Source organism: Butyrivibrio sp. Su6 (genome assembly GCF_900108105.1).
Taxonomy (GTDB): domain Bacteria; phylum Bacillota; class Clostridia; order Lachnospirales; family Lachnospiraceae; genus Butyrivibrio.
Genome location: NZ_FNUR01000003.1, coordinates 63,844 through 83,354, shown reverse-complemented (window position 1 = coordinate 83,354; position 19,511 = coordinate 63,844). Strand labels below are relative to the sequence as shown.

The 19,511-nt window shown below is 40.4% G+C and carries 18 protein-coding genes, 1 tRNA gene and 1 riboswitch; of the genes, 17 read left to right on the top strand and 2 right to left on the bottom strand.

All coding sequences use genetic code 11. From position 1 onward, the window contains the following. Window positions 1-31 precede the first annotated feature (31 nt). From C4S54_RS04565 to C4S54_RS04520, 12 genes are all read left to right on the top strand, one after another. Complete coding sequence (locus C4S54_RS04565) at window positions 32-955, top strand: hypothetical protein (protein WP_103868485.1); 924 nt, start codon at window positions 32-34, stop codon at window positions 953-955. A gap of 6 nt (window positions 956-961) precedes the next feature. After that, on the top strand, window positions 962-1,939 hold the full coding sequence (locus C4S54_RS04560) for a transglutaminase domain-containing protein (RefSeq protein ID WP_103868484.1): 978 nt from the start codon (window positions 962-964) through the stop codon (window positions 1,937-1,939). An 18-nt stretch (window positions 1,940-1,957) separates the two neighbouring features. Further along, complete coding sequence (locus C4S54_RS04555) at window positions 1,958-2,338, top strand: hypothetical protein (protein ID WP_103868483.1); 381 nt, start codon at window positions 1,958-1,960, stop codon at window positions 2,336-2,338. Between the two features lie 137 nt (window positions 2,339-2,475). After that, complete coding sequence (locus tag C4S54_RS04550) at window positions 2,476-4,884, top strand: glycoside hydrolase family 3 protein (protein ID WP_103868482.1); 2,409 nt, start codon at window positions 2,476-2,478, stop codon at window positions 4,882-4,884. Between the two features lie 97 nt (window positions 4,885-4,981). Then, window positions 4,982-6,034, top strand: coding sequence for a substrate-binding domain-containing protein (locus C4S54_RS04545; protein ID WP_103868481.1), 1,053 nt, complete (start codon window positions 4,982-4,984; stop codon window positions 6,032-6,034). 20 nt (window positions 6,035-6,054) lie between these two features. Further along, window positions 6,055-7,731, top strand: a complete 1,677-nt coding sequence (locus tag C4S54_RS04540; RefSeq protein WP_103868480.1) for a glycosyltransferase family 39 protein — start codon at window positions 6,055-6,057, stop codon at window positions 7,729-7,731. A 120-nt stretch (window positions 7,732-7,851) separates the two neighbouring features. Then, a tRNA-Pro gene (locus C4S54_RS04535) sits at window positions 7,852-7,924 on the top strand. A 675-nt stretch (window positions 7,925-8,599) separates the two neighbouring features. Beyond that, window positions 8,600-9,400, top strand: coding sequence for a hypothetical protein (locus C4S54_RS04530; protein ID WP_103868479.1), 801 nt, complete (start codon window positions 8,600-8,602; stop codon window positions 9,398-9,400). Between the two features lie 33 nt (window positions 9,401-9,433). Next, entirely contained in the window at window positions 9,434-9,571 is a 138-nt protein-coding gene (locus tag C4S54_RS15930; protein ID WP_160110679.1) for a hypothetical protein, read from the top strand. 78 nt (window positions 9,572-9,649) lie between these two features. Beyond that, on the top strand, window positions 9,650-10,693 hold the full coding sequence (locus tag C4S54_RS04525; RefSeq protein ID WP_103868478.1) for a hypothetical protein: 1,044 nt from the start codon (window positions 9,650-9,652) through the stop codon (window positions 10,691-10,693). Between the two features lie 324 nt (window positions 10,694-11,017). After that, window positions 11,018-11,164: a hypothetical protein gene (locus C4S54_RS15925; protein WP_160110678.1), complete on the top strand. Its 147-nt coding sequence runs from the start codon at window positions 11,018-11,020 to the stop codon at window positions 11,162-11,164. A gap of 494 nt (window positions 11,165-11,658) precedes the next feature. Beyond that, a riboswitch (cyclic di-GMP riboswitch) is annotated at window positions 11,659-11,732 on the top strand. A 246-nt stretch (window positions 11,733-11,978) separates the two neighbouring features. Beyond that, entirely contained in the window at window positions 11,979-12,851 is an 873-nt protein-coding gene (locus tag C4S54_RS04520; RefSeq protein ID WP_103868477.1) for a VanW family protein, read from the top strand. Window positions 12,852-13,020: 169 nt separating this feature from the next. On the opposite strand, the gene C4S54_RS04515 is transcribed toward C4S54_RS04520, so the two are convergent. After that, complete coding sequence (locus C4S54_RS04515) at window positions 13,021-13,674, bottom strand: hypothetical protein (protein WP_103868476.1); 654 nt, start codon at window positions 13,672-13,674, stop codon at window positions 13,021-13,023. 166 nt (window positions 13,675-13,840) lie between these two features. On the opposite strand from C4S54_RS04515, the gene C4S54_RS04510 reads away from it, so the two are divergent. The 5 genes from C4S54_RS04510 to C4S54_RS04490 all read left to right on the top strand — a co-directional run bounded on the left by C4S54_RS04510 (window position 13,841) and on the right by C4S54_RS04490 (window position 18,498). Continuing rightward, a complete protein-coding gene (locus C4S54_RS04510) occupies window positions 13,841-14,398 on the top strand; it encodes an ECF-type riboflavin transporter substrate-binding protein (protein WP_103868475.1) in 558 nt (185 codons plus the stop codon). A gap of 3 nt (window positions 14,399-14,401) precedes the next feature. Next, entirely contained in the window at window positions 14,402-16,135 is a 1,734-nt protein-coding gene (locus C4S54_RS04505) for an ABC transporter ATP-binding protein (RefSeq protein WP_103868474.1), read from the top strand. A gap of 32 nt (window positions 16,136-16,167) precedes the next feature. Continuing rightward, entirely contained in the window at window positions 16,168-16,995 is an 828-nt protein-coding gene (locus C4S54_RS04500; RefSeq protein ID WP_103868473.1) for an energy-coupling factor transporter transmembrane component T family protein, read from the top strand. A gap of 23 nt (window positions 16,996-17,018) precedes the next feature. Next, on the top strand, window positions 17,019-18,005 hold the full coding sequence (locus C4S54_RS04495; protein WP_103868472.1) for a tRNA dihydrouridine synthase: 987 nt from the start codon (window positions 17,019-17,021) through the stop codon (window positions 18,003-18,005). 163 nt (window positions 18,006-18,168) lie between these two features. Then, window positions 18,169-18,498 carry a hypothetical protein gene (locus tag C4S54_RS04490; RefSeq protein ID WP_103868471.1) on the top strand — a complete coding sequence of 110 codons (330 nt, stop codon included), beginning with the start codon at window positions 18,169-18,171 and terminating at the stop codon, window positions 18,496-18,498. Window positions 18,499-18,591: 93 nt separating this feature from the next. Here the strand turns inward: C4S54_RS04490 and epsC are convergent, their stop codons facing one another. Continuing rightward, window positions 18,592-19,509, bottom strand: coding sequence for a serine O-acetyltransferase EpsC (epsC, locus tag C4S54_RS04485; protein ID WP_103868470.1), 918 nt, complete (start codon window positions 19,507-19,509; stop codon window positions 18,592-18,594). Window positions 19,510-19,511: the final 2 nt, after the last annotated feature.

Here is a 19,511-nt window from a genome sequence, read left to right as displayed (position 1 = left end):
TGCGCGCTAAGGCGCGGGATGGAGAGAGAATATGATGCTTATCTTAAAAAAGGCATTGAGTATTGTTCTGGCGGTTATTGCCGGTATTTTCATTATTGGATCAGACTTAAGTTCAATCATGGTCCAGGCTGCGGACGATCCGTACGTAGCCCTTTCCAAAGCTACAACAAAATATAATGGCGTGGATTATAAAAATGAGTATAATCCGCTTTATTACTACCTGAATTATCAGGACCTTCGTGATGCTTATGGCACAGATGCTGGTAAGCTTATAGAGCACTGGGTTGTTTTTGGCAAAAAAGAAAAAAGAGTTGCCAACAGACTTATAGGCGACAGCACTGAGTATGTTGTTCCTACAGGTGATACGGGTGTTGTTATCATTCCTAAAGCCAAGCATGGAAATGGTGGAATGACCTATGATCAGGAGGTTATCGCCAGAAGTTACGCCAAGCAGATTGCGGATGGAATAAACAAGGCTATTGAAGAGGTGAATGCTTCAAAGTCCAGTAGTTCATCAAAAAAATCCAGTTCTTCCAGCAGCTCAAGCTCTTCGAGTAAGAATACAGTAAAAGACATTGAGAAGGTTGCCTATGCAGCGGGTGTTATAAATGCCTATTGCGCTCAGGGCACATACACAACAGAAGGAAAAATCTACAGGACAGCCTATGGCGTGTTTGTAGGCGGCGAATATTCCTGTGCTGGCGCAACAAGGGCCCTTGGACTTGTTCTTGACTATTTGGGAATTACCTGGGTTCACAAAAATGCAAATACCTGGAATGATCAGTGGTGCCAGGTAATTGTTGACGGCAAGGAAGGCTATGCCGATGCTATCAGTGCAAGTGCCGGCTATGGCAAGCATCCTAATGAAGGTGGAAATGCTAAAGATGCAGTAACTTATGCAAAGATCAGAAGCAAGTTTGATATGGCTTCACAGAGAGCAAGAGCTACGGATTGATAGGGTATGGGGCGAAAAGAGATTTCTTTTTACAAAAGAATATTGATTATTACGCTTATGCTGATGGTAATATCCACGATCTTTCCTGTAAAAGCAAGGGCAAGCGGGATAACTACGATTGATCAGGCAACATTCAGAGGAACACCTGACATTTCTACAATCCACATAGGAAGCGATGTTACGGACATTTCCTCTAATGCATTCAGAGGGCTGATGGCTCTTAGGTCAATTACTGTAAGCGAGAACAATCCTTTTTATTCTTCATACAGCAATTGCCTTTATAACAAGGACCAAACAGAGCTTTTGTGCTTTCCGGCTGCTCTGACAGGAGCTTATATACCGGAAACAGTCACCTCCATTGGAAAAAATGCCTTGTACGGCGTGGCTGACAGCTTAAGGGCAGAGATAAGGCATCTTATCGAGTCGCAGGCTGAAAGCAATCTCATGGAATGGCAGATTCCGGGGGCACATTTCATTCATACATCTTACGGGGTTAAATGGAAAGATGCTGAAGGAAATACAGTGGAGCCTGACACGGATTTAAAAAAGCTGATTGCTTCAGTTTTAGAAGCTAGCACAACAGAGTCCATGAATCAGAGGCAGCAGCTTGAAAATGCCTTTAACTATCTGGTTTCTTCAGTTTCTTATGAGAGAAAGATGGATGTTCCTATAGGGAACTGGACTGGGAGTTATGCGACGGACATGCTCTTGAATGGCAAAGGTAACTGCTATGGGTACGCAGCGGCTTTTGCATATATAGCAAAGGGACTTGGGTTTGACTCAAGGGTATGCAGTGGAATGGTTCAGTCTTCGCTTGGCGGGAAAACACCTCACGCCTGGACTGAAGTTAAATTGGGAGACAAATGGTACATCTTTGATTCAGAGATGCAGGATGCCAAAGGGGGAGGCTATTACAAACAGACATATGACAGTTATCCGGCTGGACCATTGGAAAAGCAGCTGACCTGGACTGTCTATTATTGAGAAAGAGGGTTACCTTTTATGAGAAGATTTTCAGGTATATTTCTGGCGATTCCTATTACATTTGTTTTCCTTTTCATGCTTAACATAATGCTGTATACTACAGTTCCTTTTTATAGGGAGGCGCTAAACGGAGCACTTGGAAAAGAGGATATTCCTGTGGTTGAGGCCAGCAACGAGCCTGTGATATATGCAGATGAGATAACCGAAATAGAAGATGCAACTACTGCAACAGCAGCGGAAGGGAAAACTGTAATTTCTTTTACCGGATCATCTCAAAGCGAAGAGGCCGAAAAGGAACCTGAAAAAGTAATAATCGATAAAGTATATTATGAGGACTGCGGAACCGGAAAAGGCTACTGGGTTATAACCTACAACGACGGCAGCAGGATAGTTGAATAATAGTAAAGGATAAAGAGCCGCAAAGGTTCTTTATTTTTTGGCAAAAAACAGCATGAAAACAGATTTTAAATTAAAGAACTAAATGGTAGAATGAGTCCACGTGGAATAATAATGTAATGCATTTGGAGGGAACTAGAATGAAGAAATGGGCAAGGCTACTATATCAGCCCGGAATTCCGTTATATGGAGATACAAGAATAACCGGAAGTAAGGAGCATATTGGAGTATCAAGGAAAGCTGCCAGTGAAGGAATAGTTCTTTTAAAGAACAATGGAACACTTCCGCTTTCCATGGATAAGAAGGTTGCATTGATCGGAAAAGCGTCAGTTGACTATGTCAAAGGCGGAGGCGGATCAGGAGATGTTTTCTGCAAATATATACATTCACTTTATGACGGCTTAAGGGCCAAGGATATAGCAGTGTATGAGCCTCTTGTGAGGTTCTACAAAGATGAAATTCAGAAGCAGTATAAAGAGGGCCTGGCTCCGGGAATGACAAGAGAGGTGAAGATTCCTGATGATCTTCTTGAAGGCGCAAAGTCTTTTACCGATACTGCAATTGTCGTTTTGAACAGATTCTCCGGGGAGGGATGGGATCGAAGCAGCATAGAGTGTAACAATGAGTACAATCCATGGCCTTCGGAAACATCTATGCCAAAGATTTCAGGACAGATCTTTCCTGATGGGGATTTTTATCTTACATCAGAAGAAAAAGAGATGGTTGAAACTGCCTGTGCAGGCTTTGACAAGGTTATAGTTGTCCTTAATATTGGTGGGATCATAGACCTGAGATGGGCAAAAGAAAACCCGAAGATTGATTCAGTTCTTTTCATCGGTCAGGGTGGAATGGAAGGTGGCGACGCCGCTGCGGATGTTTTGTTTGGAATAGTTAATCCATCAGGAAGACTATCAGACACATTTGCAGGAACGTTGGAGGATTATCCATCAACAGAAAAGTTCCATGAGTCTTTTGACTATGTGGATTACAACGAGGACATTTATGTAGGGTATCGCTATTTTGAAACAATTCCCGGTGCCGATAAAAAGGTGGTTTATCCCTTTGGATTTGGGCTTTCTTATACAAGCTTTGAAACAAAGGTAGTTGATGCAGTTTCTTTTGACGGAGAAATAGTATTTACAGTTAAGGCCACCAACACAGGCAATGTGCCAGGAAAAGAAGTTGTGCAGCTCTATTATGGCGCACCACAGGGACTTTTGGGCAAGCCTTCTAAGGCTCTTGGAGATTTTGAGAAGACAAGAAATCTTTTACCGGGTGAGAGTCAGCTTCTGACTTTAAAGGTCAGTGAATATGAGATGTCATCCTATGATGATCTGGGCAAGATCAGTGATGCAGCATATGTCCTTGAAAAGGGCACATATAAGTTCTATGTGGGATCAAATGTCAGAGATGCGAGGAAAACTGAGTTTGAATATGAGAATCCTGCGGATAAGGTCATAGTGCAGCTCAGCCACAAGGCGGCTCCTGTATCATTAAAGGAGAGAATGCTCTCTGATGGAACATATGAGAAGCTTCCACTAGGTGATGACAGGGATATCAATGAATGCATTTTTGAAAAGATGGAGCCGGGAACGGAAGAAGCACTTCTTCCGGCTCAGAAGTCTCTTCCGATACGTTCACTTATAAATCCTTACAAGGAGGGAGCAAAGAGCTTTGATGAGGTTGCAGAAGGCAAGGCAACTCTTGATGAGTTTGTAGGGCAGCTTTCTGATGATGAGCTTATTGACCTGGTTGGTGGGCAGCCTAATGTGGGTGTTTCCAATACCTTCAGCTTTGGTAATATGCCGGAATATGGTGTTCCCAGTGCAGGTACTGCAGATGGCCCTGCGGGCCTTAGAATTTCGCCGGAAACAGGCATAGTGACAACTGCGTTCCCATGTGCAACTACTATTGCCTGCACCTGGAATAAGGAAATTGCGGAGGAAATTGGTTTTGCAGGCGGAGAAGAAGTTAAGGAAAACAATTTGGCTGTATGGCTTACTCCGGCCATAAACATCCACAGGAATCCTATGTGCGGAAGAAATTTTGAATACTACTCCGAAGACCCATACCTTACAGGAAAAATGGCTGCTTCACTGGTATGTGGTATTCAGAGAAATCACATCGGTGCCAGCGTAAAACATTTTGCCTGCAATAATAAAGAGACCAATAGAAAGCACGCTGATTCAAGGGTTTCAGAGAGAGCTCTTCGTGAGATATACTTAAAAGCCTTTGAGATTATTGTTAAGGAAGCTCAGCCATATACTATCATGTCTTCTTACAATGCATTGAATGGATACAGGGCTTCTGAGAATACAGATCTTTTGACAGGAATTCTTCGTGATGAGTGGCATTTTGATGGGATTGTCACTTCTGACTGGTGGACTAGAGCAGAACACTACAAGGAAGTAAATGCCGGAAATGATCTTAAGATGGGAAATGGCTTCCCGGACAGATTAAGAAAAGCCATGGATGCAGGAGCGTTAAGCCGCGATGTGCTTGAAACGAGCGCCAAGAGAATCCTTAGCATAATCCTTAAGTTTGACTGATTTTCAATATTATTACAGAGGGATAAAAAAAGAGTCGGTTTCGGCTCTTTTTTTGGTATAATATTGTTGGATTTTTCTATGTGGAGGGAACTATGTTATGAAAAGAAGACTGATTAGTCTTTTTATGGCAGTCATGGTAGCTACATGTTCCATGACCGGTTGTGGTGTCAAAACTTCTCAAAAAGAAAATACTGAGTCTGGTTATGGAAGCGGTGACGTTCTTTCAGAAAAGAAGGTTGGCGTATGTATTTATCAATTTGCAGATGATTTTATGACTTTGTTTAGGGACGAATTAAAGGATCGTCTCGTAGAGAAGGGCATTTCAGAAGATAATATCGAGATATTGGATAGTCTGAATAACCATAATACACAGGTTGAGCAGGTAAAGGAACTTATAAATGACGGAGTTGATGTGCTGATCGTTAATCCCGTCAATCCATCTTTTGCAAAAGAAATCACAGATCTTGCTGTTGGTGCCGGTATTCCTCTTGTATATGTGAACAGAGAGCCTGATGGCGATGAGGAAGACAGGTGGGTCGACAATGATTATCATGTTTCATATGTTGGGTGCGACGCGCGTCAGTCAGGCACTTATCAGGGCGAGATCATTGAAGCCTTGGGATTTGACACGGTCGATCTAAATGGTGACGGCAAGCTGCAGTATTACATGATAGAAGGAGATCCTGAAAATATTGACTCACAGTACAGAACAGAGTACTCCGTCAGAACTCTGAAGGATTCTGCATGGAAGCTTGAGTGTGTGGGTGATGAAGTTGGTAACTGGCACCAGGAGACTGCAAGACAGCTTATGGCTAAGTTTTTAGAGGAAGATAAGGATATTGAAGTTGTTTTTTGCAATAATGATGCTATGGCATTGGGGGCTTTAGAGGCTATAGAGGCTGATGGCAAGGTTGTAGGTCAGGATATTTTTCTTGTTGGTGTTGATGCACTTGAGGAAGTTATAGGATGTGTGCTTGAAGGCCGAATTACAGGCACTGTTTTTAATGACTATATTTCACAGTCGCATTCCGCAGCAGACACGGCCATAAACTATATCAAAATGGAAAAAGTTGAGCATTATGTAGGCTGTCACTACGTTAAGGTAACAACCAAAAATGCGCAGGAAATACTTGATAAAATAAAGAAATAAGGACATTTGGGGATTTTGTAATGAATATATCTGGAAAAGTTTATAGAAAATCAGTGCTTATCATCATTTTGATGGCACTTATGGTAGCGGTTCTTCAGGGCAATCCATATACATCAGTGGCTATTGGTGTGGACAGACAGCCGCAGATAGCAGTTTTCTTTGCGATTTCTTTGCTGGTTGTATGCTACTTTTTTAAATCATATATTTCGGGGAAACTATCCACAGAACGAAAGATTCTTTGGATAGTATTTTTTGGAACACTCATGAGAACATTCTATGTTCTTTTCACTGATATCTGGACTCTGCAAAATGATGGCGGAACCTTTACCGGATTTGGAACTCCTGACATCAATAACGGACATATCGGATATATTGAGTATATTTATAAGTTTTTCCATTTGCCTGATATGAACCCCTATGATCATTTTGGATACTATCATCCACCACTTCATCACATAATTGAGGCTATCTGGCTTACTCTGCAGAGATTTATTGGCATTCCGGAGGCCCTAGCTTTTGAGAATCTTCAGGTGCCGACACTTATTTATTCTAGTCTTTGCATTATTGTAATGCTTCACATTTTGGAAGAGTGCAAAGCTTCAGAAAAAGGTATCTGTTTTGGAATGGCTCTTTTTGCATTTCATCCAAGAATGATGGTGCTTGCAGGTTCTGTTAACAATGATATCTTGGCACTGCTTCTTTTGCTGACTACTATTTGGAGAACCCTTGTCTGGATCAGAGACAAGAGTTTTATAAACATCGTTCTTATCGCCCTTTCTCTTGGATTTGGCATGGTGAGCAAGTTAAATACGGCTATTTGTGCTTTCTCAATCGCACTTGTTTTCCTGTGCTATCTTATCTGGTGCATAAGAGAGGGAAATCTTATAGAGCTTAGGGACTGCATTTTAGAATATCTTCTCTTTGGAGTGATAGTTATTCCGCTTGGACTTTCATATATCATCAGAAATCTTATTCTCTTTGGAGAAAAGCCGGGGATACCCTCCCCTGCACTTATTCCAAGTGAATCAGTGATGTACACCGGAACTTATTCAGTATGGTCTATCATAGGAATTCCGGGGATAGCAGATCTTCATGTGGAATTCCCATTCCATCCGATAAGTGCTGCATCAATCCACAATTCATGGGTCATTCTTTTCCAGACAGGTCTTTTTGCTGAGGCTTTTCCTGCCGAGATAAATGATTACCTGCTTGCCTTTGCGCAGATTGCCTATGTGGCATCCATAATAGCAGCAATTGTAACATCAGTAGCTTTCTTTGTGTGCTATTTTTCCGCATACAAGGAGCGTGATACAAGACTTCGCACCACATTTGTGTTGTTCACTTATATATTTATGATCATCAGTTACAGCCTTTTTGTATTTAAGTATCCATATACCTGTAGCAGCGACTTTAGATATATGACAGCATCGCTTGTATTTACTTCACTGGGGCTTGTGAAGATTCAGGAGGGTGTTACAAAGGGTGGCTTTAATCGTGAAGGTGCTGCAATTAGCCACGTATCGCAAGGTGAACATGGTCATGATGGTGTCACAAAGGCAGGGGTATCACAAGGTGAACTTGGTCAGAATGGTGTCACAGGTATACTTGGTCGTGTGCTTCGATTTATCACCAACACTGCTGTTATTTTGACCCTTGTCTGCTCCGCAGTTGTGTATATGTTCTGGGATTTACATTGAAGTAGTTGAGTTATGGAGAGGCATGTGACTCTCAGTTGGCTAATTGATTTTCAATTTTCAATAAACGAAATAAAAATGGTTGATTTTATATTTTCGCCGTTATATAATGTAGAACGTCGTCGGGGTGTGGCTCAGTTGGTAGAGCACTATCTTAGGGAGGTAGGGGCCGCGTGTTCGAATCACGTCACTCCGATTGATTTAAACCGCTCAGTTGAGCGGTTTTTTAGTGCCTAATATCTGGAAAGACTGGGTATTTTATGGCTAAGAGAGCTTTTAGTTTTAGAGAGCTTTTAGTTTTAGAGAGCTATTTTGTGATGAGCTTTTTTGCAATGAAATCAATATATAAAGAGAACAAATGGCATTACTGCATACTACATGAATTATTAAAATGTGCAGTAGGTTTTCTCTTTAGATACTGTATCTTGTGAAAAAATATATCTATGCAGTAACGTGATTACTGTAATTATCTTGGTTTTCAAAATCCTACAGTAAATGTAAAAAATATTTACTGTAGATCTCTAAATTATCTTATTCCTGCAGTAGTAAATCTGGCAGGACTAATCAATAAAAGAAAAATAATACTGTATCAATAATAGTATTTGCACTTGTGCAGTAATAGGAATTAGCAATTACTGCACGAGGCAAATAACTGGATGTATTGCAGTAATATGGCGCCTAAACGCACTAAAAGAAATATGTAAAAGGTGTAACAGGAACATAAAGGAATTAAAAGGAAGTCCAAGGAAAATAAAAAAATACCCAAATGCCTCAAAAAACTCAAAAGCGGTCAACTGCGCAAATATTCAATAGCTCATCAGGATATATTGAATAGATAATTACGGAACAAAACAGGAAAGGAGAATTTATAGTGAATAACATAAGGAAGGAGCTAAATCAGCAGTTATTAGAGATAGAAAGCTTGATTGACAAGGAAAACAGCAGGTTAAAACAATACAAAGGGCTTGAAAAAGGCAAATTGCAAGTTACTGCAAGCCATGGGAATATACAGTATTTATTTGTCGAGGATGGGACTACTGTTCCAAGATATATGCCTGCTATAGAGAGGGAAAAAGTAAGACTATTTGCTCAGCGTGAATATGATGAAAAGATGTACGAGCATTTGAATACTATTAAAGCAAGGCTTCAGCGCTTCATAAAAAACTATGATGAAAACAGCATAGATGCGATATATGAAAATATGTGCGAAGGGCGAAAAAGATTGGTTACCCCGATAAAACCTGACAAGGACTCGATAATAAATAAATGGATGGAAATGAATCCTGGTGGTATGAACACAATTGACGAAGAACCAGATATAAGAACTAATCGTGGAGAATATGTCAGGTCAAAATCTGAGAAAATATTGGCTGATTATTTTTATAGAGCCGGGATTCCATATCAGTGCGAGCCCAAGTTCACTCTTTTTTCAGGAAAAAATGTATATCCCGACTTTGTGCTTCTTAATGTCAGAAATAACAAGACTATATATTGGGAACACCTCGGAAAAATGGATGACGCTGGATATGTCATTAGAAATATGAGTAAGCTGATGGATTATGAAAAAAGTGGACTATTGTTAGGAGACAACCTGATCATTACATTAGAAACTCGTGAAAGACCTTTAGATATTGAACTTATCAAGAGAAATGTTGAGCAATTCTTAATCTAAAAAGAACTTGAGCAGGCTGAGTTTGAAGCTCTCATGGAAAAGCTGGAAATGGCAGCCGAGGACATGATGGAGGTCGCGGAAGAAACAGTAGGGCTTGATAAAAAATTCATTTTTGCCGATATACAAATAGAAAACCATTACTATGCGTTATATGTGACAGAGTCAAGGTGAGTCAAAGGGACGGCTCTTTTACCGTAATTTGAAATGAACCACAAACCCCGTCCCTTAGGGCCATTTTGGAGGTGCTTTATGAAAATACAACAGAACACTGACCTTCAATTCAATCCATTTCAGAGCCAGGACAGCGTGAAGGCGGCCACTGGTGCAGGAAAGGCTGCTAATAAGAGTGGCAATTTGTCCTCAATATCCGGGGCTAATCTGAAAGGGGAAAGTCTTGTTCAGCAGAGGCAGGGAATGGCCAGAAAGCAGGCACTCAAGGTAGTTTCCGATGCTTTTGATGGAGAGAAAAAGCTGGATGCCCAGATGCAGTCTATCAAAGATGAGATAAAGCGTCTTCAGGACGAGATAAACGAGAAGGCTGCGGAAACAAGGGATAATGATGCCAGGTTAAAAGAACTCCAGGAAGCATATGGAATTGATCCTGACAGCGAAGAGAATAATGAGCTTTCTAAGCTTGCGTTTAAGATGAACAATTCTAAAGATGGTTTATCTGATGAAGAAATCAGTAAAATGTCCGAGTACCAGCAACAGGCACTTTACTTTGTTGCAAAGAACCAGCAGAACAGCCTTGATATAGACAGGGCCAAAGCTCAGCAGATGGGAAATGTTCAGGGCTATGCAGATATGAAAAGAGAACGTGCTAAATCGCAGGATATGCTGAAAGCCCAGGATGCAGCTGAAGATATTATGGAAGCCGCTGGCGAAGAGACGATAGCTCTTTTGACACAGGAAGCAGTAGAGCATGTTGACGAAGAGCAGAAGGAACGAGAGGAAGAGGCCAAAGAAGCTGCCGAAAAGAAAAAAGAAGAGAAGAAGGAAGAGGCAAAGAAACTGGAAAAAGAAGCTATGCAGCAGGAAATGATCGAGAACATCAAAGAACACGCTGCAGAGACTCAAAAGACCAGTGCTGATGCCAAACGTGCCATAGCAAGAAGAGAACGAGCTGAAGCTGACAGCTATGGAGCAGAGGATGTCCAGAGAACTATTATATCTGAGGGTGCTTCAATGGAGGATGCACAGAATGCTGTTAATTCTGAAATTACAAATATCCTCAATAAGCTGAGCTTACTTTCAAATGATGTTAAGGGCAGCGCTGTTGACAGTCAGATATAAGAAGGCTATTCATGACATAGATGATGCTATTGGTGACATTAGTATTATCTGATAAAGGATTGATGCTGAAAGGAAAAAGAGAAACCCTTGTGATATTCACAAATCATGTAAAAGGAGGTAGATGATTATGGCAGGTATCGATATTACTTCAGTAAATAGACAGTCAAAAGACATTAGTTAGGAAATATTTGCTGCAAAGCTTCAGCGAGATGAGATGCAGGCAAAGTCTGTAAATAAGGATGAAATGAGTGGGCTAGATAGAATAGATATATAATGCAATAAATAGAACAAAGAGAACAAAAGGGAACAGTCAAAGAGGACAAAGTGAACAAAGAGGGTAAAGAGAACAAAGAAAACAGAGAGAACAAAGAAAACAGAGAGAACAAAGAGAACAGAGAGAACAAAGAGAACAGAGAGAACAAAGAGAACAAGAGAACAAGAGAACAAGGAGCATTACTGCATATTAAATGAAATCCTAGAATGTGCAGTAGTGCTTTCTTTTGAATACTGTATCATTTAAAAGAACTGTATTCATACAGTAACGTGATTACTGTAATTATCTTGTTTTTTAATATCCTACAGTAAATGTAAAAAATATTTACTGTAGATCTCTAAATTATCTTATTCCTGCAGTAGTAAATCTGGCAGGACTAATCAATAAAAGAAAAATAATACTGTATCAATAATATTTTTTGCGTTGGTGCAGTAGTGGGAATAAATAATTACTGTACCAGCAGTTAAAATCTTTTTTGTACAGTATAAATAGCAAATTGTGGAACCGTAATTGTGGAACCAAACAAGTAAAAAAATAGTGAAAAAAAGGTAGAAGAATAGCAATGATCATCAGAAAAAATTCATAATAATATTTCACAAGATCATCCATAATATATCAAATTGTAACATGGACTTTTCAATACCTATCAGTTAAAATAAATCCTGCTGTAAAAAGTAATAATTATGCAATATATATTGATTAGCAAAATTAGAGAAATCTAATGTCGCAAAGCTATAGGGTCCGCAAGGATAGCCAGTTGCAATTTATCGATAGCGGTGCGTGAGCATCGCCATTTTTATGCACATTTCAAGACAATTGCTTAGGGATAAAATGATTGCTTAGTAATTAAGAAATAGCTTAGTAATTAAGAAATAGCTTAGTAATTAAGAAATAGTTTAGTAATAAAGAAATAGTTTAGTAATTAAGAAATGTGTTTAGTAATTAAGAAAACTGCTTAGTGAAAAGATATTTACTTTTGAGCATAAATGTTTGATAGGTTTGAGGGAGATTATGAAAAGTAATAGAATAGCGTTATTAATAGCTTTACCAGTGTTTTGTGCAGTGATTTTTAAAGGCGTAGGATCAAACGAAAATTCAGAAGGCGTTACAGTGGTTATGGAAAATGCCTTTGCACAAAATGAAATAGAGGGCATTACGGCGACAATAGAAGCGCCTGCCGCGGATGCGAATCAGGCAGCAGTTGCAGCTACAGCGTCAGAACAGGTAGTGCAGAATCAGGCAGCAGTTGCAGCTACAGCGTCAGAACAGGTAGTGCAGAATCAGGCAGCAGTTGCAGCTACAGCGTCAGAACAGGTAGCGCAGGATCCGGCAGCAGCGACAGCATCAGAACAGACAGCGGCATCCGCAGCGACAACACCCGCATCACCGGCAGCAGCATCAGATCCAAACACTGCAGTCGCTGCAAATACAACATGGGTAAGCATCGGACATGAAGACATTGTTTTATATCCTGCTGAGGAGAATGCCAATAATACAAATGCTCAGGTGGCGTGTGGATATATCAACGGATATGTGGTTAAGGCAGGTGAAACTTTCTCATATGCAACAACTATCGGTCAGGGAACACCGCCAGAGAGAGGATATGTCATAGCCCATGTTGTTGGTGGATATGATTATGGCGGAGGGGTGTGCAAGATAAGCAGTGCTCTTTACCATGCAGCGGCTAACGCAGGATGCAAGATCATTGAAAGACATAATCATACACAGCCGGTTGACTATTACGCTCCCGGAGATGACGCAGCCATAGCGTACAAGTCCAGAAAAGATTTCAGATTCAGAAATGACTATGGATATGATATCATGATCCAGGCTTCATATGATGAAGCAGGATATCACGTAGATATCCTTGCTCCTCAGATTTGACAAAAGAGATTTATATTACTATTACTTCGGATATTAGCATTGCTTATTCATAAGCAATCATTTCAGGACCGCATAGTTATGCGGTCCTTTTTTTGCGCTCTGAATAAGCAAAAAATAAGCTCTTCATTATGAATAAGCAAAAAATAAGCTCCTCTTTGCGGGGAGCTTATTATTTTTGGCTATGTATTTTATCCAGGATGAACCATAGTCCCAAAAGAGCTATGATTCCGATGATGAAAAGGTATTGGGCGGGTTTGTGGGAAAATTGCTTCTCTACAGCAGAAAACGAAGAGTCTTTGTACAAAAGCATGTAGTTTCCTGTACAGTCGCTTGAAATAGAAAAGGTGTCAGCGTCTACATCTACATCGTCGAGAACTTTACAAACGCCCATATTGTTGGCAATGCATATATAACGCCTGCCGTCTTTTTTCAGGAAAAGAGGTATTTCTATTTGGAGTTCGATTTCATTATTAAGAGTATAGATGTCACTTTCAGGCTCTGAACCAATGGATTTCTGAACAGAAACATCCATGTAAAAGCCCTCATTGTAGCTGCTAAGGGTTCTGTCACCATCAATGACTTCATAAAACTGTTCCTTAATAGCTTCTGATGGGGCATCATCTCGCATTACATAATTAAACACAATTTCAGCAGATGCTCCTTCGAAAACCTCATTCATTTCTTTCTTGGTCAGACATGAAGTTACAAGCTCGTTGTAGTCTCCAGCCCTTATTATAGGAGCTGCAACTTCTGTAAGACTGTCGGAATTGGCTATGATAGTTACATTTCCTGAACCATAGCTTATATTGGTAGATTCGTGCATCTTAGCACCCCTTTCACTATACTCATCATACTATAAAACGGACAAATTTATGCTTAAAAATGTGTAAATAATTAAGAAAATAAGATTTGATAATAGTCACTGTTGAGGAATTGGTGCAGAAGTATTAAAATGAGCTGGTAAATCTAACCAGATGGAGGAAAAGGTGATGGAAAAAAAGTTTGGGATTAAAGAAGTTGTAGCTATGGGTATTGGAACTGCTCTGTTTGTTGTCCTTACAAATGTTCAGATTCCGATTGTTATTGTTCCTAATACATATCTTCAGCCACGTATGGCTATCATGGCCTTCTTTGCAGCTGTTTTCGGACCAATTGTTGGCGGCGTTATCGGCTTCTTTGGACATGCTCTTGGTGATGCTATTTTCTATGGCTCAGTATGGTGGAGCTGGGTATTCCCAGAAGCAGTTGTTGGCATAGCAGTAGGTCTTTTTGCCAAGAAGTTTGCTGTAAAAGAGGGTGGCTTTAATACAACAAAGAATATTATATTCTTTAATGTAACTCAGGTTGTAGCTAATGCTGTTGCCTGGATCGTAGTTGCACCGGTTCTTGATATTTTAGTATATTCAGAACCAGCTAATAAAGTATTTGCACAGGGTGCATTTGCTTTTCTTGGTAATGTAGTTATAATAGGAATTCTTGGCACAATTCTTCTTTCAGTTTATTCTAGAATTTCTGGAAAATCTTCTGATTTGAAGATGGAGGATTAATTTTTGAATACCGCATCCCCAATTATTGAATTTTCGGATGTTTCTTTTAAGTACCGTGCGCAGACACAGCCCACACTTAAAAATATTAATCTTAAAATTTATCCCGGACAGAAGGTCCTTATAGCGGGCCAGTCCGGGTCAGGAAAGTCAACACTGGCACATTGCCTTAACGCTCTTATCCCCTGCTCTTTTGCGGGGGACATGAGCGGAACTCTCCGAGTAGACGGAAAAGAACCTTCTAAACTCGGAGTTTTTGGCATGTCACAAACTGTTGGAACTGTCCTTCAGGATACAGATGGCCAGTTTATAGCCCTGACAGTAGCAGAGGACATAGCATTTGCCCTTGAAAATGACAATATGCCACAGGAGGAGATGTTCGAGAAAGTCTCAGATGTGGCAGAAAAACTTGAACTTACAGATTTTCTTTCCAATGCACCGGGAGCTCTTTCAGGTGGACAGAAACAGAGAGTTTCTCTTGGCGGAGTAATGGCACTTGATGTCAAAGTGCTTTTGTTTGATGAGCCTCTTGCAAACTTAGATCCTGCAACAGGCAAAAGAACTATCGCTCTTATTGATGAGCTTTTAAAACAGGAAGATTTAACAGTTGTAATAATTGAACACAGGCTTGAAGATGTTCTTTATAAGGATATCGACAGAATCGTGCTTATGGAAGATGGACAGATCGTTGCGGATATGACTCCGGATGAAATGCTCTGTACAGATCTTTTGCCTGAGCACGGAATCAGAGAGCCTTTGTATGTTGCTGCTCTAAAGGCAGCAGGTGTTAAGTTATCACCATCCTCAAAGCCTCAGCATATAGAGACAATGGATGTTGAGAATTATAAGGCGCAGGTAAAAGAGTGGTTTACCAATACAAGCCTTTCAAGACAGAAGAGTACAGCTGACACTCTTTTGTCTGTCAGTGGACTTGAATTCAGATATGATGGTTCCAGACAGATCATTAAGGATGTTAGCTTTGATATAAAACGCGGTGAAATGATATCACTTGTGGGTAAAAATGGAGCGGGTAAGTCAACTCTTGCTTCGCTTATCTGCGGCTTTTATGAACCGGATGCAGGTAAGATCAGCTTCTGCGGCGATGACCTTAAGAAAAAATCAATTAAGGAGCGCGGCGAGAAGATTGGATATGTAATGCAGAGCCCTAATCAGATGATATCCAAGCCTATGATATATGATGAAGTAGCTTTGGGGCTTGTAGTCAGGGGAGTTCCTGAAAATGTGGTAAAACAAAGAGTCAATGAGATTCTTAAGATATGCGGTCTCTACCCATTCAGAAATTGGCCAGTATCAGCGCTTTCTTATGGACAGAAAAAGAGAGTTTCAATTGCCTCTATATTAGTGCTTGATCCGGATCTTTTGATCCTGGATGAACCTACAGCAGGTCAGGATTATCAGCACTACACTGAAATCATGGAGTTTTTGTGTGATATAAGAAAGAAATTGTCAATTACGATCATGATGATAACTCATGATATGCATTTGATGCTTGAATACACTGACAGAACTCTAGTGCTTACAGATGGCAAGCTTATAATGGATGCCAAGCCGGAAGAAGTACTTACAAATGATGAGATATGTAATAGAGCATATCTTAAAAGAACGTCTCTTTATGATCTTGCAAAAAAATGCGACATAGCTGAAGCAGATGAATTTGTTGCAAGATTTATTGAGTCTGAACGCGTAAAGAAGGAAACATGCCTGAGCGAGAAAGCATGATCCTTTGAGCTTATTTGATTGGATATATTTTTATGAGCAGAATGATTTCTTATGAAAAAAAGAATACGCCAATACACAGATTAAGCGGATTTACAAAGCTTGTCTTTTTCCTCTTATGGTGTACGGCAAGTGCGCTTACTTTTGACACAAGAATACTTCTTGCAATGATAGTAATTGGAGCCTTGCTCTATATTGTTTCAGGAACGAAATGGAAGCAGGTAAGCAGCGTATTTTTAGCTATAATGTTTTTTATGGTGATAAACCTTGTGTGGATATTTTTCTTTTCACCTTATGAAGGCTGCAAAATATACGGCAGCAGAACAGATATATGTCATCTTTTTGCAGGTTACACCCTTACAAAAGAGCAGCTGTTTTACGAATTTAACGTGCTTATCAAGTATTTTACAGTAATCCCTTCCATATTTATTTTTCTTGTAACGACTGATCCAAGTGAGCTTGCAGCTTCTATGAACAGTATCGGAGTGCCTTACATGATCGCTTATTCAATAGAGATAGCACTCAGATATATTCCGGATGTGCAGGATGAATACCACAAGATCAAAAATGCGCAGGAAGCAAGGGGAATAGAGATGAGTTCCAAGGGAAGACTGATGTCAAGGATAAAGAACACTTCAGCAATTATCTTCCCACTTCTTTTTACCACAATGGAGAGGATCGATGTTGTCAGCAATGCCATGGAGCTTAGAGGCTTTGGCAAGAAAAAACAGCGCAGCTGGTACTCGAAGAGAACCCTTCAGACGGGAGATTATCTTGCACTTGCCTTTATCATCTGCTTTTTTATCGCTGCAATGGTGATAACTTTCTATGATGGAAGCAGATTCTATAATCCTTTTATTTAATTTATGTGGCAAAGAGGTTTTGGATGAAAATATATTTTGCGCCAATGGAAGGAATCACCCTTTATCCGTTGCGAAATATACATAAGGAAATGTTTGGAGAGTGCGTTGACAAGTACTACACTCCATTTGTGTCGACGGCGCGGACTTATAAGTTTAAAAAGAGAGAACAAAGAGATATACTTCCTGAGTTTTGTACATCTTTTGATGATTATAAAAGTGAGGTTGTTCCGCAGATCATGGGAAATAAGGCAGAGCAGATAGTCTGGGCGGCCAAAAAGATGTATGACCTTGGATACAAAGAGGCTAATCTGAACATGGGCTGCCCGGTTGCGACAGTAGTAAACAGGCACAAGGGCTCAGGCCTCTTGGAAGACACTGCTAAACTTGATGCAATGTTGTATGAGATTTTTGATACTTTAGAAAAAGAAAATTCTGGAATTGAATTTTCTCTAAAGACAAGACTCGGGATGCACGATGAAAGTGAGACTGCAGGTATTATGGAGGTTTTAGCCAAATACCCTGCCAGTGAACTTACTATCCACTCAAGAGTCAGGGATGATTACTACAAAGGTGCTATAAGGCTGGATGCTTTCTGCGATGCGGTCAAAGTTTACAGGGAAAATGGCGGAAAGGCTCCTATTGTTTATAACGGAGATATTACTTCTGTTGAAAGCTTTAATATGATAAACAGCAAAGTTTCCGGTATTGACAGGTTTATGATCGGGCGAGGACTTATCTTTGATCCCGCGCTTGCAAGAGAGATAGAGGGCGGAGAAGCTTTGAAGGCGGAAGAGCTTAGAACCTATTTAGACAGACTCTATGATGCATACGAAGAGTACATTCCGGAAGATCAGAATGTAATTTTTAAGATGCTTGAGCACTGGGCATTTCTCCATGTTCATTTCAAAGACTGTGATAAACAGCTTAAGACCATCAGGAAATCCCGCAGCAAAGGTGAATACAAAGCTGCTGTCACCAACATGTTTTCAAGCTGTGAGTTTATAAACTGAGCAGACTAAAATGCAATTCATGAGCTATAGAAGCTTGTGATAAAACGTAGCGCCCAAAATCTATTGATTGTGATATAATACCAACTGACGCTAATGATGACAGACCTGCATTAGCGTATGAGTTTTACGTTATAAAGCTATGTAAGGAAAGAGGGAAAAGGGTATGAGTCAGGAAAAAATAGACGCTTATAAGAAGGAAAAAGCAGGCAGAAAAGAGCGCCTTGCAAAACAGAAAAAGAGAAAGAAAATTGCTAAGATTGTTTGTCTTATTGTAGTTGTTGCATTAGCCCTAGGCATCGCAGGAGCAGTTATCTGGAACAAGCGCGGAACATCAGTTGAAGCTACAGAAGGTGCATCAGTAGAGACATCCGTTGATGCTTCATCAGTAGAAACTTCTGAAGAGGCAGCAAACGAGTCATCAGAAGCATCATCAGAGGAGGCATCTGCTGAAACATCTGAAGCAGAAGCAGCCTCAGAAGCAAGTTCAAACTAATATAAAAAAGAGCTTTAACTTTCAAGTTAAAGCTCTTTTTATTTGACCTATACATTGCAACGAAAGATATCAGAGTGAAAAAAGTTATCTAAATTATTTCTTATCGACGCAGTCGCAAGGATTCTTCATACTGATGCGGCTTCCCGATGGAACAGAAGATGTGATGAATGCGTTGGCACCGATTACAGTGTCTGCACCGATAACTGTTTCTCCGCCAAGTATAGAAGCACCTGAATAAATGGTGACATTGTTCTCGATTGTGGGATGTCTTTTTACTCCCTTAAGGGCCTGACCGCCGCGAGTTGAAAGACCGCCGATAGTTACGCCCTGGTAGATCTTAACATGTTCTCCGATTATGGAGGTTTCGCCGATAACAATACCGGTTCCGTGATCTATCATGAAGTATTTGCCGATGGTTGCACCGGGATGAATGTCTATACCTGTTTTTGAATGGGCATATTCAGTCATCATTCTGGGAATAAGCGGCACCTTGAGCACGTAGAGCTCGTGGGCAATCCTGTTGATTGTTGTAGCAGTAAGCCCCGGGTATGAAAGGATTATCTCTCCCTTACTGTAGGCAGCAGGGTCTCCGTCATAGCAGGCCTGAAGGTCTGTGTCCAGATATTCACGAATCTTTGGAATCTGCTTAAAGAATTCATGAGTGATGCATCTTGCAGCGCAGTCCAGCGTTTCATCGGATGCATTTTTATAGTCAGGACTGTGATGAAAAGCGATGGCTATCTGCTTTTGCATGTTGTAGATAACGTCCTCAAGCACAACTGCGATCCTGTTATTGTCGTTGTAACTTTTATAGACCTTGTCTCTGTAATAGCCCGGGTAAAGAATTCTGATGAGTTTTATCACAATATCTTTTACCGCGTCTCTGTCAGGCTGGTTGTAGACATCCATCTGATCAATGTCTCTGGCCTTATCATAGTCAGAAAGAATCAGGTCTACGATATCCTTGATTTCTTCTTTTAAAGCATCTCTGCCATTTGATTTATAGTCCATCT